Origin of the sequence: Algorimicrobium echini (assembly GCF_900115185.1) — a bacterium.
Classification (GTDB): Bacteria; Bacteroidota; Bacteroidia; order Flavobacteriales; family Flavobacteriaceae; genus Algorimicrobium; species Algorimicrobium echini.
The window spans coordinates 51,076-67,676 of sequence record NZ_FOVN01000001.1 but is presented as its reverse complement, the minus strand read 5'-3'; the positions used below and the strand labels follow the sequence as shown (position 1 = coordinate 67,676).

General features: G+C 33.3%; 13 protein-coding genes. 11 read left to right on the top strand and 2 right to left on the bottom strand.

Annotated features, from left to right (window positions below; genetic code table 11):
• The first annotated feature begins 14 nt into the window (after positions 1-14).
• The 7 genes from BM239_RS00305 to BM239_RS00275 all read left to right on the top strand — a co-directional run bounded on the left by BM239_RS00305 (position 15) and on the right by BM239_RS00275 (position 7,827).
• On the top strand, positions 15-746 hold the full coding sequence (locus BM239_RS00305; RefSeq protein WP_092205666.1) for a type III pantothenate kinase: 732 nt from the start codon (positions 15-17) through the stop codon (positions 744-746).
• Positions 743-2,056, top strand: a complete 1,314-nt coding sequence (locus BM239_RS00300; RefSeq protein WP_092205665.1) for a BamG family beta-barrel-assembly machinery protein — start codon at positions 743-745, stop codon at positions 2,054-2,056. The genes BM239_RS00305 and BM239_RS00300 overlap by 4 nt, the downstream gene beginning before the upstream one ends.
• A 19-nt stretch (positions 2,057-2,075) precedes the next feature.
• Positions 2,076-3,458 (top strand): tetratricopeptide repeat protein, encoded by a 1,383-nt coding sequence (locus BM239_RS00295; protein ID WP_092206726.1) that lies wholly within the window; start codon positions 2,076-2,078, stop codon positions 3,456-3,458.
• Positions 3,458-4,012: an LPS export ABC transporter periplasmic protein LptC gene (gene lptC, locus BM239_RS00290; RefSeq protein WP_177208954.1), complete on the top strand. Its 555-nt coding sequence runs from the start codon at positions 3,458-3,460 to the stop codon at positions 4,010-4,012. The genes BM239_RS00295 and lptC overlap by 1 nt, the downstream gene beginning before the upstream one ends.
• A 98-nt stretch (positions 4,013-4,110) precedes the next feature.
• Entirely contained in the window at positions 4,111-4,302 is a 192-nt protein-coding gene (locus BM239_RS00285; protein WP_092205664.1) for a hypothetical protein, read from the top strand.
• Positions 4,303-4,305: 3 nt separating this feature from the next.
• Complete coding sequence (locus BM239_RS00280) at positions 4,306-5,604, top strand: hemolysin family protein (RefSeq protein WP_092205663.1); 1,299 nt, start codon at positions 4,306-4,308, stop codon at positions 5,602-5,604.
• 99 nt (positions 5,605-5,703) lie between these two features.
• Positions 5,704-7,827: a peptidylprolyl isomerase gene (locus tag BM239_RS00275; protein ID WP_092205662.1), complete on the top strand. Its 2,124-nt coding sequence runs from the start codon at positions 5,704-5,706 to the stop codon at positions 7,825-7,827.
• Positions 7,828-7,982: 155 nt separating this feature from the next.
• Here the strand turns inward: BM239_RS00275 and BM239_RS00270 are convergent, their stop codons facing one another.
• Both BM239_RS00270 and BM239_RS00265 read right to left on the bottom strand, forming a co-directional pair.
• Entirely contained in the window at positions 7,983-8,885 is a 903-nt protein-coding gene (locus BM239_RS00270) for a GYDIA family GHMP kinase (protein ID WP_092205661.1), read from the bottom strand.
• A gap of 37 nt (positions 8,886-8,922) precedes the next feature.
• Positions 8,923-10,239, bottom strand: coding sequence for a hydroxymethylglutaryl-CoA reductase, degradative (locus BM239_RS00265; RefSeq protein WP_092205660.1), 1,317 nt, complete (start codon positions 10,237-10,239; stop codon positions 8,923-8,925).
• A 137-nt stretch (positions 10,240-10,376) separates the two neighbouring features.
• Here BM239_RS00265 and BM239_RS00260 point away from each other — a divergent pair, with 137 nt between their 5' ends.
• From BM239_RS00260 to BM239_RS00245, 4 genes are all read left to right on the top strand, one after another.
• Positions 10,377-12,563 carry a S9 family peptidase gene (locus BM239_RS00260; RefSeq protein WP_092205659.1) on the top strand — a complete coding sequence of 729 codons (2,187 nt, stop codon included), beginning with the start codon at positions 10,377-10,379 and terminating at the stop codon, positions 12,561-12,563.
• A gap of 49 nt (positions 12,564-12,612) precedes the next feature.
• Complete coding sequence (locus BM239_RS00255; RefSeq protein ID WP_092205658.1) at positions 12,613-14,151, top strand: peptide MFS transporter; 1,539 nt, start codon at positions 12,613-12,615, stop codon at positions 14,149-14,151.
• A 27-nt stretch (positions 14,152-14,178) separates the two neighbouring features.
• Positions 14,179-15,963 (top strand): peptide MFS transporter, encoded by a 1,785-nt coding sequence (locus BM239_RS00250; protein ID WP_092205657.1) that lies wholly within the window; start codon positions 14,179-14,181, stop codon positions 15,961-15,963.
• Positions 15,964-16,051: 88 nt separating this feature from the next.
• Positions 16,052-16,600, top strand: a complete 549-nt coding sequence (locus BM239_RS00245) for a thioredoxin family protein (RefSeq protein ID WP_092205656.1) — start codon at positions 16,052-16,054, stop codon at positions 16,598-16,600.
• Position 16,601 lies beyond the last annotated feature (1 nt).

The following is a 16,601-nucleotide window of genomic DNA, read 5'->3' as shown; positions in this document are numbered from 1 at the left end:
CCTTAAATTATCCTATGAATTTAATTATAGATGTTGGTAATACATCCGTGAAAATAGCTGTATTTCAAGTGGATGAGCTTCTTGAAAAAGTAACATGCTCACTTGAGGAGTTTGAGGCTAATTTTGAACAGCTCTTGAAAAAACACCCTAAAATCAGTAAATCCATTGTTTCATCGGTTGGTTTTTTGTCCAATTTACAACTAGAGATTGTTAAAAAACGGCTACATGTTCTTGTTTTAGGTCCTGAAACACCTGTGCCCTTTATTAATGATTATAAAACACCACAAACGCTTGGCGTTGATAGGGTGGCATTGGTTAGTGCTGCGGTTAAAAAAAAACCAAATCAAAATACACTTATTGTAGATGCAGGTACCTGTATAACTTATGACTTTGTCACTAATAAAAACCAATATCTAGGTGGTGCAATTTCTCCAGGAATTAGGTTGCGATATACTTCCTTAAATAATTTAACGGCAAACTTACCGTTATTAACTAAAGAGATTCCTGAATTAATAACAGGAAACACCACGAATTCAGCCATTCATTCTGGTGTAATTTATGGTGTTTTGTTTGAAATAGACGGTGTTATACAGTCATATAGAGAAAAATTTTCAGATTTAACAGTTATTTTAACAGGAGGAGACGCTAATTTTTTGTCTAAACAATTAAAAAGTAGCATATTTGCCCATTCTAATTTCTTATTAGAAGGATTAAACCACATTTTACAATATAATTCAAACGAATGATTAAAAAACTGGTATTAGTTTTTATTGCTGTATTTGCAATTAAAAGTTATGCGCAAGATGGTACGGCTTCACCTTATTCCTTTTATGGTATTGGGAGCTTGAAATTCAAAGGTACTGTGGAAAATCGGAGTATGGGAGGTATCAGTATTTATACAGATAGTATTCATTTAAACTTGAGAAATCCAGCAGCATACGGTAGTGATAATTTAGCTGTTTATGGCAAGGAAAATAGACCTGTTGTTTTTTCGGTTGCAGGATCGCATTCACGCCTTAAACTTAAGAGTGATGCTGGAGAGGATAAATTAAAATCATCAACTTTCGATTATCTGTCCATGAGTATTCCACTTGGTAGACTTGGCATTGGCTTTGGGTTAATTCCTTACACATCGGTTGGGTATAAGTTGGAAACTAGAAACAGTGATTTATCTTTAAATGAGCGTTTTCGAGGTGAAGGTGGTGTAAATAGAACCTATTTATCTGCTGGTTACTATATAAATAAAAACTTCAGCGTTGGTGTTGATGTTAATTATAATTTTGGAAATATTAAGAACAGTACAATAGCATTTGATTATGATCCAGATGACGGTACCATTCTTCAATATCAAACGCAAGAGACTAACCGATCAGATTTAAGTGGAGTTAGTCTTAATTTTGGACTGACATATAAGGCGATGATTACCGATGATCTGGAACTTAAATCAGGATTTACGTTTACACCAGAAACCAGATTAAAATCTCGTAATCAAAGGTCGTTTGGTACAATCTTATTTAACCCAGATACTAATATTGAGTTCCCTGTCGATACCATTGAAGCAGATTTGGCTGCTGAAGGTTTAGATGAAACAGAGTTTATTTTACCTTCAAAAGTATCAATAGGAGCAGGTATTGGGCAGCCAAGAATTTGGTTTGTTGGAGCAGAATATACCTTTCAGAACACTAAAAACTTTAAAAATGAACTCTATGGTGATACTGGAGTGGATTATGAAAACAGCTCAACCATTGCACTTGGTGGATTTATTATTCCAAAGTATAATTCATTTTCAAGTTACTTAAGTAGAGTGGTTTACAGAGCAGGTTTACGCTTTGAATCTTCTGGATTAAATATAAATAATACCTCAATTGATGAGTTTGGCATGTCTTTTGGATTAGGATTACCTGTAGGAAATGATTTCTTTTCGAATGCCAACATTGGTTTTGAATACGGAAAACGTGGAACAACAAATAATAATTTAATACAAGAGAACTTTTTTAATGTTAGTTTGAGTTTATCCTTAAATGACAGATGGTTCCAAAAGAAAAGATATGATTAACACTTTTACCATGAATATTATGAAAACGAAAATCACATTATTAGCAGTAGTGCTATTTTTAGGCTTTCAAGTTGCACATGCGCAACAGAATGAAGAATGTATGACTAAATTATCCATTTTTTCTGAATATGCAAAAGCGAAAAATTATGACGCAGCATACGAACCTTGGATGTATGTAAGAACTACATGTCCTAAATTACACAAAGCTATTTATAGTCAAGGTGAAGATATTTTAGAACACAAAATTGATAAAGCTTCTGGTGCAGAAAAAGTAAATTTCATTAACGATTTAGTTAAACTATACAAAGAGCGTCAAGCCAATTTCGCTAGTGATTCACCTTCTGGAGAATTTGAAACAAAATCTTGTCAGTTACAATATGATAACAGAGATGTTTTAGGATTGTCTGATTTAGAATTATATAATTGCTTTGATGCTGCTTTCAAAGCGGATAAGGAAAACTTTACGAACCCTAAATCATTATATACCTATTTCTCCCTGATGGTAGACTTATATGATGCTAAAACAAAAACAGCTGGAGAGTTATTTGATAAGTATGATGATGTTTCTGAAAAAATTCAAACAGAAATCGGTAATTATTCAGAAAAATTAAATGTAATTATTGAAAAAGAAGAAGCGGGTACTGCTTTAACTAGAAAAGAATCTAGTTACCAAAGATCTTATGAAAGCTATTTGAAAGCTTACGATCAAGTGTCTAGCGCTGTAGATAAAAAATTAGGTGATCGTGCAAACTGTGAAAACTTAATTCCATTGTATGAAAAAGGATTTGAAGAGAACAAAAACAATGCGCAATGGTTACAACGTGCTGCTGGTAAAATGTCTGAAAAAGAATGTACAGACGACCCTATGTTCTTTAAATTAGTAAACGCATATCATAAAATAAGCCCTTCAGCTAATTCAGCCTATTATTTAGGTATCTTAAAAGATAAAGAAGGTAAAACTAACGAAGCGCTATCGTTTTATGAGCAAGCTGTAGGTTTAGAAACTGATAATTTCAAAAAAGCACGACTTAATGAAAAAATTGGTGACAAGCTTAAAGGGAAAGGACGATACGGAAGTGCACGTGAGTACTACATGAAGTCCTTAAAGTTAAACCCTTCAAATGGTCGTCCACATTTAAGAATTGCAGCTATGTATAGCTCAAGTGCTAACGATTGTGGAGATAGTAACTTTAATAAGCGTGCTGTATTCTGGTTAGCTGCAGATGAAGCTGAAAAAGCAGGTCGTGTAGACCCAACATTAAAAAGTGTTGCAGCACAAACAGCGGCAAGTTATAGAGGTAATGCGCCTCAAAAACAAGAGATTTTTCAATCAGGAAAATCAGGAGAAAAAATTAGTGTTGGTTGTTGGATAGGAAGAACCATTACAGTTCCAAAAATCTAATGATTAAGATAAATAATCATATAAATAAAACCATAGTCTTAGTGATTGCTTTGACTATGGTTTTTTCTTGTAAAAATAATTTTGAAGACGTTAAAAAAATTGGTGTTTCTGAAAATACACCTATTGGTGTTGCAGAAAACATGAATTTGAAATACACCGATTCCGGTCGTGTGACGGCCAATTTACGCAGTCCAAAAATGTTGGACTTCTCCAATAGGGATTTTCCATTTTCAGAATTCCCTAACACAGTTGAAATGGACCTGTTTGATGAAAACAATCAAAAAAGTACCATTACTGCAGATTATGCTATCGTGTATGATAAAACAGGGTTAATAGATATGCAAGGGAATGTGGTTTTAATTTCCTCAGACAAGGATACGTTGTTTGCCGAGCAATTGTACTATGACCAGAATAGGGAGTGGTTGTTTACTAATAAACCGGTAACTTTCAAACGAAAAACAGATGTTTTAAACGGTAAAGGTTTTGATTCAGATGTTAAGTTTTCAAAAGCGCAGGTATTGGAAATTGATGGCTCCGTTACTGTGAACGAATAGATTCGTATTAAATAAATAATGGAAACCTCATGAATTTTAAACCCATGAGGTTTTTTTATTTACCTTTGTTTCTCAATAAACTATTCAAAAATATACAGATGAAAATCTTTAAGTTTTTTCAATACGCCTATTTAGCTTTTGCACTTCTATTTATTTATGTGGCAGCAAAAAAATATATGGAAAACGAAGTCATAGATTACGTTTCATTGCTTCTAGCAGCAACGGCTGTTTTTATGTTTTTCTTTAGGAAAAAATTTAATAAACGCTTTGAGGATCGCGACCGTAAATAGCCTATGAACCCAGATGTCATTATTATAATTGCATCCTTAATCCTGTCTGCTTTTTTTTCAGGTATGGAAATTGCCTATGTGTCTTCTAACAAAATTCACATTGAAATTGAAAAAAAGCAAAGCGGCTTACTGGCTAAAATATTATCAAAATTAACCGTAAAACCTTCCAAGTTCATTGCTACCATGCTTATAGGTAATAATATAGCCTTGGTTGTTTATGGGTTTTTTATGGGTGATTTATTGGTGGATTGGTTTCAAGATATGCTAGCTGCTTCGTCATCAAATTCAGCAATTTTAAATTATTTGCTAATAGATTTTAGTCTCCTTACGCAAACTATAATTTCTACATTAATCATATTAATCACTGCAGAATTTTTACCCAAAGTATTTTTTCAAATCTATGCAAATTCACTTTTAAAGATATTGGCTATTCCTGCTTATTTGTTTTATACACTATTTTCATGGATTAGCGATTTTATTATCTGGATAACCGATTTTGTTCTTAAAAAATTCTTTAAAACTGAAGGTGATCAAGTGCAACTGGCGTTTACAAAAATAGAATTGGGTCATTATATTAGTGAGCAAATGGAATCGGCAGAGCCACATGATGATGTAGATACTGAAATTCAAATTTTTCAAAATGCTTTAGAATTTTCGGAAGTAAAAGCACGTGAAGTTATGGTGCCACGAACAGAAATTATTGCTGTGGATGTTTCAGAATCTTTAAAATCCATCAACAGCAAATTTACCGATACAGGAATATCCAAAATAATAGTTTTTAAAGATAACATAGACGATATTTTAGGTTATGCGCACTCTTTTGAGTTGTTTAAAAAACCTAAAACACTTAAATCTATAATTATGCCTGTGGAATTTGTACCAGAAACCATGCTAATAAAGGATGTTTTAAGCGCTTTAATTAAAAAACGTAAAAGTATTGCTGTCGTTTTAGATGAATATGGAGGCACATCAGGCATTATGACTGTTGAGGATATTGTAGAAGAACTTTTTGGTGAAATTGAAGATGAACATGATACCATTGTGCTAACCGAAGAAAAAATTGACGACACAAATTATATTTTTTCAGCCCGATTAGAAGTTGATTATCTAAATGAAACTTATAAACTAAACTTACCTGAAAGCGAGAACTACGAGACTTTAGGAGGGTTAATAGTGGATCATACAGAAGGTATACCAGCGCAAGATGAGGTGGTTTTAACAGAAGACTTTCAGTTTACAATTTTAGAGGTTTCTACGACAAAAATCGACTTGGTGAAACTTAAAATTCTGGAAGAAGACTAGTTTCCCGACAATTAAAATAATTAATGCGAAATTCTCCTTTTATTATTAAATAGAAAATGGTATTTTCGCGCACTATATCGTAAAAAATTTAAATGACAGATGGCAGTTTTAAATAAAATTAGACAACGCTCACTATTCCTGATATTAATAATTGCATTAGCATTATTTTCATTTGTATTATCAGATTTGTTCAGAAACAGTGATGCGCTTTCAGCAAAATCTCAAAATGTAGTTGCTACCATAAATGGTAAAGATATTTCACGTGAGGATTTTTTAATGAAAGTTGAAAATGCAACAAGACAAATGGGTGGTCAAGCAACACAAACCCAAGTTATGAATCGCGTTTGGGAGCAAGAAGTGCGTAATGCAGTACTAGAAACTCAATTTGAGGAATTAGGCATTACAGTTGAAAAAGATCAAATGCGTGATATTTTACGTACAAACCTAGCAAATAACCCAGACTTTCAAAATGAAGCGGGACTTTTTGATGATAATAAACTAACAGAATACATTGCTAATTTAAAAGCAACATCAGCTGCTGCATACCAACAGTGGATTGATTACGAAAATTCTATTGCTGTAAATGCCCTACAACAAAACTATTTTAATATGGTTAAAGCAGGTATGATTGGTACACTTGCTGAAGGTAAGTTAGAACATAGTTTAGAGGGAAACAAAGCCGATATTAAGTTTGTACAAGTTCCTTTTTCTTCAATTCCAGACAGTACTATTACTGTTTCTAAAGCAGAAATTGAAACGTATGTAAAAAATCATAAAAAAGACTATGAAGTGGAAGCTTCTAGAGATTTACAGTACGTTCAGTTTAAGGAAGAAGCCTCTGTTGAAGATATAAAGGAAATAGAGAACGATATTGCTAAATACAAAACGGCGCGTGCTGAATATGTTAACGGAAGAACAGATACTATACCTGCATTTTCATCGGTTGAAAACAATGAAAACTATATTAACTTTGTTGCAAATTCAGAAGTAAAATTTGATAACCGCTTCATTAAAAAAACTGCGTTACCTGATGCTGTAGCTGACACTATTTTTAACATGAATGTTGGTGAAGTTTTTGGTCCTTACAAGGATAATGGTTTTGTAAAGCTAACAAAAATGGTAGCTGTAACACAATTACCAGATTCTGTAAAAGCAAGACATATATTAATACCTTTTGTTGGTTCACGTTCACAATCGGAAACTACAACACAAACAGAAGTAGAGGCTAAAAAAACAGCCGATAGTTTAATGGCTATCATTAAAGCCGATAAAAGTAAGTTTGTATCGCTTTTAGATTTTTCAGCAGACACCGTAAGTAACGAAAAAGAAGGTGTTTTAGATTGGTACACATATAACGCTATGGTTCCTGAATTCAGAGATTTTACTTTCGAAAATGAAGAAGGATCTATTGGTGTTGTGAAATCGGATTTCGGTTTCCACGTCATTGAAATATTAGGCCAGAAAAACAAACAACGTGCTGTTAAAATAGGAACAATTGCTAGAAAAATTGAGCCATCTGAACAAACAGTGAACGATGTATTTAGAAAAGCATCAAATTTCGAAATTAGTTTAGAAAAAGGTGATTTCGCTGATTTAGCAAAAGAACAAGATTATGTGGTTCGTCCAGTAAATACCATTAAAGTATTAGACGAAACCATTCCAGGATTAGGAAACCAACGTGCTATTACACGCTGGGCTTTTGAGGAGGCAACTGAAATAGGAGATTACAAGCGCTTTAATGTGCCAGGTGGTTATGCTATTGTTCAATTAGTAGCTAAAAATAAAGCAGGTTTAATGAAATCTGAAGATGCTTCAGTAACCGCTTTACCTGCAATTCGTAAGCAAAAGAAAGCAGAGCAAATTAGAAACAGAGTTTCTGCAACAACTTTAGAAGATTTAGCTAAAGCCGAAAATACTACAGTGCGTTCAGCATTAGCTATTAATATGAAAACACCTACTATTTCTGGAGCTGGAAATGAGCCAAAAGTGGTTGGTTATGCTTTTGGAATGAAAGAAGGTGAGACCTCAAAATTAATTGAAGGTGAAAAAGGAATGTATATGATTCGTGTTGAGAAGCTTACACCTGCAACCGAATTAGATAACTATCAAGGTTTTGCTAACCAAGTGCAAACAGCAAAAGTAAACACGGTAACTTCTAAATTATATCCAGCCCTTAAAGAAGCTGCTGAAATTGAAGATAATAGAGCAAAAACAGTACAATAATATAGTTGTATTTTTATATAATGAAAGGCTTTACATATGTAAGGCCTTTTTTTTGTTTTATAGAATTAGGTTGAATTGTATGTTTTCCAGTAATTAGAAATTGTTTTTATCTGTTATTGGTTTTGTTTCAACTAAATTTAATATGATATTTCTGCTTATAAAATTAAATCTTGATACCTTATAATTGTATGAAACCCTTTTGCCTTGAAATAATGTTCAGGATTTTCCATTGAAGATGCCATAATAAAGTCACCACCCCAAGCTCCAAGACTTTTTAATTCACCTGAAAAGTCTGAAAATAAGCGTGTCTTAATAACAGGTTGCTGTATCAAATTGGAAATGATGTTTTCATGACGCTTTAGCAAATCATTAAATTCTGAAACCGATTTGCATGCAATTATGTTATTAGTAATGGTGTTTATTTCAGAAATAGCATTTAAATTATTTTTAGAAGCTTGTCTATAATTAGCAATGGCATCCCGACTGTTTTGCTTTTGGTTTAGATATACAAAATACAAATGCTTCTTAAAAATTGGATTAAAATGAACAGGCGTTATGTTCCTATTTTCATTTTGTAATTGATACGTTAATGCAGTATCATGTTCTGCACAAGCAATGTCATAACCACTGCCTCCAAAAGTTTTGTCTAATAATTGAAACGGATTAATGTTTGCCCAATGGGCTATATTATTCAGTAAGGTGGAAGAAGAGCCAAGTCCCCAGTTTCTTGGAAATGTTAGTCGACTTATAACATTATAACCCGTATTTAAAAACTCCGGATTTAATGTCTGTGCTGTTAGAAGGATTTGAGTTAGACGTTGCGAAATAGGGTTTTTGGGATTTTTGCTAATGAGTGTACTATTTGAAATGGTAAATGTATCTTCAAACCAAATTGTTTCGCTTTCATCTTTGCTTTCCCAAGTTATTGTATTTGTTTTAGTAGGTTCTATTTCTAAATACTGTCCATATTTAGTTGGTAATGCTAATGATAAGGCACCGTCCAAAACCACATATTCACCCGTTATTAATAATTTTCCGTTGCTATAAAAACGTGTCATACTCTAATTGTAATCTTTTTTTAAGATGAGTTTTGGCTTATTTTCGTAAGTTATCAATCGCTTCAACAACTGCCCTATGGGTAACAACATGGGTTTTAAAATGATTGATAATGTGTGCTTTTTCTTCAGTAGTTGCGTCAAACTGATTTAAAATATTCATTAAATGCATTTTCATATGCCCTTCTTGAATGCCAGTTGTTGTTAAGGACCGTAATGCTGCAAAATTTTGTGCTAATCCAGCAACAGCAACTATTTGCATGAGCTCTTTAGCAGATGGTTTATGGAGTAGTTCTAAAGCAAACTTTACTAAAGGATGTAATCCTGTTAAACCTCCAACGGTTCCTAAAGCTAATGGAATTTCCATCCAGAAAGTAAAAATACCATTTTCAATTTTTGCATGTGTTAGGCTGCTATATGTGCCATTACGAGAGGCATAGGCGTGCACACCTGCCTCAACAGCACGAAAATCATTCCCAGTGGCAAGTACCACAGCATCAATACCGTTCATAATCCCTTTATTATGGGTAACGGCTCGATAAGGTTCAACTTCAGCAATATTAACTGCTTGAACAAATTTTTGAGCAAAGGCTTCAGGATGGCTGTTTTTGTTATCCGATAAATCGGAAACGGGACAGGATACTTCTGCTCGTACGAGACAATTGGGTACGTAATTAGAGAGTATACTCATCACGATTTCAATCTGCTTTTCGGTATCGGTAAAATCTTTAAAACGTAACGCTTCTTGTTTAAAAGTGGTTGCAAATTGTTCCAGACAGGAATTAATAAAATTTGCTCCCATAGCGTCTAACGTTTCAAATGTGGCATGTAGTTGGTAATATCCAGATAATTTCTCTGTTTTATTACGGAGTTCAATATCCAAAATGCCACCTCCGCGTTTTTCCATATTCTGAGTAATGGATTTAGCATCGGCAATTAACCGGTTTTTAACAGATTTAAAATAGGCTTCTAATTTTTTAGGTTGACCATGAAACATAAAATGAACCTGGCCAATTTTGGTGGTTGATAGAACGGTAGCTTTAAAACCACCTCTATCCAACCAAAATTTAGCTGCTTTGCTGGCTGCTGCAACTACTGAACTTTCCTCAATAGCCATAGGAATGGTGTGTAATTTCCCATTAATAAGGAAATTTGGTGCCACACCTAAAGGTAAATAGTAATTGGTAATGGTGTTTTCTATAAATTCATCATGAAGCTGTTGAAGCTTGTTGTCTGAATTCCAATATTGTGTTAATATTTTTTTAGCCTGTTCTTTGTTGCTAAAATAAGTGTCAACAATCCAGTTGATTTTTTCAGATTTGGATAATTTTGAAAAGCCTGATATAGATGTATTCATTCGGGTTTTATTGAAAATGTAAAGATACTATTATTGTGTGAGTTCTGTAACGAAAGCCTATTTAACTGTTAATAAATACGGTTTTTCGCTTATTTTTTAGTAAACTTGGCATTATTTTATTCATAATATTATTTTTAATGAGATACACAAAACAACTCCTCTTAATCTGCTTCATAACAAGCTTATTTACAACAGCTCAAAGTAATAAAATTTCGCTTGAAGACATCTGGTCAGGTGCTTTTAGAACCGAACGTATGGACGCGTTACATTCCATGAATAATGGTCAGCAATACTCTGTGTTGAATTTTGATCGTTCATCTGGATCTACAACTATTGATGTATACGATTACAAAACTTTGAATAAGGAACGTACCTTGGTAAACTCGGCTAATTTAGATCCTATTAAATACTTTACAGATTATACATTTAGTGATGATGAAAGTCAGATACTTTTAGCAACTGAAGTGGAGTCTATTTTTAGACGATCAACACTTGGTAAATATTATGTTTACAATACAAAAACTAAACAATTAGAATTGGTTGCTGAAGAAAAAATTCAAGAGCCTACTTTTTCTCCCGATGGAACTAAATTAGCCTATGGTTACAATAATAATTTGTTTGTTAAAGATTTAGAAACAGGAAATACGCAACAAATTACATTTGATGGTGAGAAAAATAAGATTATAAATGGTATTACTGATTGGGTTTATGAGGAAGAATTTGGTTTTGTACGTGCTTTTGAGTGGAATTCAGGTAGCAATAAAATAGCCTTTGTTCGTTTTGATGAAACCGATGTTCCAGAATTTTCTATGGACGTCTACGGTCAGGATTTATATCAAACACAACACGTATTTAAATACCCAAAGGCTGGTGAAGCAAATGCCATAGTATCCCTACATATTTTTGATATGAAGGCAGCAACAACGGCAGAAGTGAAAGTAAATAAATCGTATACCGATTTTTATATTCCACGGATAGAATGGACAAATAACCCAGATGTTTTAAGCGCACAATATATGAATAGACATCAGGACGAGTTAGATTTGTGGTTTGTAAATGCAGAATCAAATACGGCAAGTTTGGTGCTTGAAGATCGTGATAAGGCGTATGTGGATGTTACAGATAACCTAACATTTTTAGAAGATGATAGTTTTATTTGGACAAGCGAGAAAGATGGTTTCAATCACATTTATCATTATGATAAAACAGGAAAACTAATTAGCCAAATAACCAAAGGGAATTGGGAAGTAACTAATTACTATGGTTTTGATGCTAAGAATAAAACAATTTTTTATCAATCAACAGAAAATGGTTCAATCAATCGTGATGTGTATTCTATTAAATTAAACGGTCGCGATAAAACACGATTATCCATGAACACTGGAACAAATAGTGCTGCCTTTAGTGCTGATTTTTCGTATTTCATAAACACCTTTTCAAGTGCTACAACAGCACCAGTTTACACGTTGAATAATGCCAAAACAGGTAAGCAAATTAAATTAATAAAAGTTAATACCGAGCTTCAGAATAAGTTGAAAGGATATCTAATGTCTGAAAAGGAATTTTCAACCATTGCTATAAATGGTAACGAATTAAATATGTGGATGATTAAACCAGCCAATTTTGATGCTTCCAAATCCTATCCATTATTCATGTTTCAATATTCAGGTCCAGGTTCACAGAGTGTTTCTAACACTTGGAATAGTGCTAATGATTATTGGTATCAATATTTGGCACAAAAAGGATATATTATTGCCTGTGTAGATGGACGTGGAACAGGTTTTAAAGGTGCCGAATTTAAAAAAGTAACCCAAAAGGAACTGGGTAAATATGAAGTCGAAGATCAAATAGCAGCTGCTAAAAAACTAGGAACCGAACCATATATTGATGCATCACGTATTGGAATTTGGGGCTGGAGTTACGGTGGTTTTATGAGTAGTAATGCGCTATTTAAAGGAAATGATGTCTTTAAAATGGCCATAGCCGTTGCACCTGTAACAAGTTGGCGTTTTTACGATTCTATCTACACCGAACGCTACATGACAACTCCACAGGAAAACCCAAGTGGTTATGATGAAAACTCGCCAATAAATCACGTTGATAAGTTAAAAGGTGATTTCTTATTAATTCACGGAACCGGTGATGATAACGTGCATGTACAGAATACCATGCGTATGGTAGAAGCGTTAATCCAAGCTGATAAACAGTTCGAGTGGATGATTTACCCAGATAAAAATCACGGAATATACGGTGGAAATACACGTTTACATTTATATAAGAAAATGACAAATTTTATTGATAAAACCTTGGGTGATAAGCTCTAAAATAAGTCTATTTATTATTAATAATCTAACTAACTAATAAACTATAAATATGTCAAAATCAATTTTAACAGAATCAGGAGAGCCAGAGATGTTTGGGCACCCTAAAGGATTGTTTTATTTATTCTTTGCTGAACTCTGGGAGCGTTTTAGTTTTTATGGAATGCGTGCGCTTTTAATGCTCTACATGGTTAATGAAATATTTGTAGCATTAGTAGAAAAAGATGTTGCAGCAGCAGCCGTTTATGCATCTTATGGTTCATTAGTTTACGCTTCAACGGTAGTTGGTGGGCGTATTTCTGATAAAATTCTTGGAATGCGAAGCTCTATTTTCCTTGGAGGTATTTTAATGTCTCTTGGGCATTTTGTGCTAGCTATAGAAAATGATATTGCTTTCTTTTTAGCGCTAGCTTTTATCGTTGTTGGTAATGGGTTTTTTAAACCTAATATTTCAACTTTTGTAGGTTCGCTATATAAAGATGGAGATCGTAGAAAAGATTCGGGTTTTACCATTTTTTATATGGGAATAAATATAGGTGGTTTTATTGCACCATTACTTTGTGGCTGGTTAGCAGCAGAATATGGCTGGCATTATGGGTTTGGTCTTGCAGGTGTTGGTATGTTAACCGGTTTGATTTTCTTTTGGAGCGGCATTAAAAATAATGTTTTTGGAGACCGTGGTTTACCACCAAATCCAGAAATTTATGAAAAGAAAATTTTAGGTATTCCACAAAAAACATTTATACCAATAATATCCTTTTTATGTGCGCCTTTAATTGCTTACATTTTAGCGTCTTATAAAGCCATTGCTGGTGGTGATTCTTTTTTAGGGGATCAGAATTATGTAAACCTTCTCTTTAAGTTTATTGGTGTTGCTATTTTAGTCTATATGGCGGTTATTTTATACAACGCAACATCTGATGAGCGAAAAAAATTAATAATGGCTCTTTTAATAACGTTCTTTATGACTTTATTCTGGGGTTTTCATGAATTATCGGGAAGTGTTATTACCTTATTTGCAGATAGAAATGTAGATTTAGATGGTATAATGAATGCAAGTCAAACAAATTCTCTAAACTCGTTAGTTATTATTGTACTGTCAATACCTGTGTCATTGTTATGGGCATATTTATCGAAACGAAATTTGAACCCACGAACGCCTTATAAATTTGGATTAGGTTTAATTTTAGCAGGAGCCAGTTTTTATATTCTATCTTTAAGTGGTGCTAGTGCTGATGAGAATGGAATGGTTCCTTTTGCATATTTATTTATCATGTATTTTGTTATTTCAGTTGGTGAATTATTTATGTCGCCAGTAGGTTTATCTAAAATTACTGATTTATCGCCAAAGCGAATTGTAGCATTTATGATGGGTATTTGGTTTTTATCATCTGCGTATGCTTTCCAAATTGTAGGCTTTATTTCTAAACAATTGGCTGTTGAAAGTACTGATGTTAATGTAGGTGGTTTACAAACATTAGAAATATATACCAATGGATTCGATTTAATTTCAAAATATGCTTTGGGTGCTGGATTAATAGTATTACTCTTTTCGCCTTTGATGAAGAAATTAATGGGTAACGTACACTAAAGATTCTTATTTTAAACTAACTATATTATGAATACTGATATTGAAAATTTATTTAAAGACAAAGTAATTGGTCATCCAGCAGGATTGTTTGTAATCTTTTTTACCGAAATGTGGGAGCGATTTTCATTTTATGGAATGCGAATTCTTTTGGTTTTATTTTTAACAGCTCCAATAATTAGTGATAATCCAGGTTGGGAATGGCCTAGAGAACATGCCTTATCCTTAATTGGAACTTATGGTTCGCTTTTGTACTTAACACCAATTCTAGGAGGTTGGCTTGCAGATAAATATACAGGTTATAAATGGGCTGTTATTATTGGTTGCTTTCTTATGATGCTAGGCCATGCGTCAATGGTTTTTGAAACACCTTTTTCTCTGTATTTAGGTTTAGGATTTTTAATTGTTGGAACGGGTTTTTTTAAGCCTAATATGACTTCTATGATTTCTGAAATGTATAAAGGTAAAGAGTCTAAAAAAGATGGCGCCTACACCATTTACTATATGGGAGTTAATGCTGGTGCCTTTTTTGGTATGATGCTATGTGGTTATTTAGCCGAGAATATAGGTTGGAGTTACGGATTTGGTTTAGCCGGAATTTTTATGCTTTTAGGATTAATTCAATTTTGGTTAGCAAAAGATTTATTTGGCCAAATTGGAGAACGCCCTTCAAGAGTTCATGAAGTAGAATTACCTCAAAATATTAATGAAGAAAGTCCGAAAGAACACGATACGAGTGAGGCTTCAGAAAAGTTAAATCCTTTTACTACACTCGATAAAGTTCTAATTTTGTTATCTTCTTTAGGTGGAATTCTTTATTTGTTTAACGACCCAATGTCTAAAATTGGTGATGTTAATATTTTAGATTTTAATATCGGTGGATTGGATGGTTCAAATGTTACTGTTTTAACAGCTTTAGTTCTGTTCTTATATTTGATAATTACTAGGATTTCACGTTATTCTAGAGTTATTAGAGACCGCATTATTGCCGTTTCTGTTTTCGGGATATTTACGGTATTCTTTTTTGCGGCTTTCGAGCAATCATTAGGTTCTATGACCCTGTTTGCTAGAGATTATACTGAAAGAGCTTTAACAGGAAGTTCGGCAATGGTCTTCAAAATTATAGATTTAATATTAACAGTTGGTCCATTAGCTATTATTACTTGGGTTTTATACTTATTGTTTAAGAAAACATACTCTAAAATACCCTATTCTAATGTGATATTGGCTATCTCATTTGCATTCCTATGGTATATAGTATTTTATAAAATTAATAATGAATTTAGTAAAGACGCTACTGAAGTTCCAGCTACATGGTTTGGTATCTTAAATTCATTCTTTATTATTACTCTAGCTCCTTTGTTTTCTAAATGGTGGGAAAGTAAATATAACCCAAGTGCTGCCATGAAATATGGAATCGGATTGGTACTTTTAGGTTTAGGATTTGGTATTCTAGTTCTTGGAACCATGGGAGTGGCACAAGGTGCACAAACAGCATCTGTAAGTATGATATTTTTAATATTAGCCTATTTACTTCATACCATGGGCGAATTATGTATTTCGCCAGTAGGCTTATCTTATTTAAGTAAATTAGTGCCAGGCCGAATGATTGGATTTATGTTTGGTATTTGGTATTTAGCTATCGCCATCGGGCAAAAAGCAGCTGGAACAATGGGTGGTATGATTGATAAAATAACAGCCGAATATTCTTTAAGTACCTTCTTTTTAATTTTTACAATTGTACCAGCCGCTATTGGTCTGGTGTCAATGGTATTAAATCCAATACTTAAAAAGTTAATGCATGGCGTTCGTTAATCGAAAAAAAATTGTTAAAATTAATTCAAAACACGCCTTTTTGGCGTGTTTTTTGTAAGTTCGAAAGGTATATCACAACAAATACAACATGAGAAATTTATTTTACACTTTATTAGTAGTCATCGGTTTTACAACTGTAGGCGTGGCGCAAGAAATTAACTGGATTACCTTGGAAGAAGCCGTGAAGCTTCAAAAGAAAAATCCTAAAAAAATTATGATGGATATGTACACCAATTGGTGTGGTCCTTGTAAAATGTTAGATAAAAATACCTTTCAAAATAAAGACGTGGCAGATTATGTTAATAAACATTTTTATGCCGTAAAATTTAATGCCGAGGGAAACGAAACCGTCACCTTTAAAGGAAAGACTTACACCAATCCAGGTTATGATCCTGCAAAGGCTAATAAACGTAATTCCGGCCATGAACTAGCGCGTTATTTTAGTATCCGATCGTATCCAACTATTGTATATTTGGATGAAGACGCTAATTTATTAGCACCTATTATTGGTTATCAAACACCACAGCAATTGGAGTTGTATTTAAAAGTGTTTAAAAATAATGAGCACACCAATTTTAAAACACAGCAAGATTTTCAAGCGTTTGCTCAAGCTTTTAAACCAGAGTTTACAAACTAAT

Bases quoted from the DNA above. Each gene is read 5' to 3' on its own strand.
- BM239_RS00305 (WP_092205666.1), top strand. From the start codon at position 15: ATGAATTTAATTATAGATGTTGGTAATACATCCGTGAAAATAGCTGTA.
- BM239_RS00300 (WP_092205665.1), top strand. From the start codon at position 743: ATGATTAAAAAACTGGTATTAGTTTTTATTGCTGTATTTGCAATTAAA.
- BM239_RS00295 (WP_092206726.1), top strand. From the start codon at position 2,076: ATGAAAACGAAAATCACATTATTAGCAGTAGTGCTATTTTTAGGCTTT.
- lptC (WP_177208954.1), top strand. From the start codon at position 3,458: ATGATTAAGATAAATAATCATATAAATAAAACCATAGTCTTAGTGATT.
- BM239_RS00285 (WP_092205664.1), top strand. From the start codon at position 4,111: ATGAAAATCTTTAAGTTTTTTCAATACGCCTATTTAGCTTTTGCACTT.
- BM239_RS00280 (WP_092205663.1), top strand. From the start codon at position 4,306: ATGAACCCAGATGTCATTATTATAATTGCATCCTTAATCCTGTCTGCT.
- BM239_RS00275 (WP_092205662.1), top strand. From the start codon at position 5,704: ATGGCAGTTTTAAATAAAATTAGACAACGCTCACTATTCCTGATATTA.
- BM239_RS00270 (WP_092205661.1), bottom strand. From the start codon at position 8,885: ATGACACGTTTTTATAGCAACGGAAAATTATTAATAACGGGTGAATAT.
- BM239_RS00265 (WP_092205660.1), bottom strand. From the start codon at position 10,239: ATGAATACATCTATATCAGGCTTTTCAAAATTATCCAAATCTGAAAAA.
- BM239_RS00260 (WP_092205659.1), top strand. From the start codon at position 10,377: ATGAGATACACAAAACAACTCCTCTTAATCTGCTTCATAACAAGCTTA.
- BM239_RS00255 (WP_092205658.1), top strand. From the start codon at position 12,613: ATGTCAAAATCAATTTTAACAGAATCAGGAGAGCCAGAGATGTTTGGG.
- BM239_RS00250 (WP_092205657.1), top strand. From the start codon at position 14,179: ATGAATACTGATATTGAAAATTTATTTAAAGACAAAGTAATTGGTCAT.
- BM239_RS00245 (WP_092205656.1), top strand. From the start codon at position 16,052: ATGAGAAATTTATTTTACACTTTATTAGTAGTCATCGGTTTTACAACT.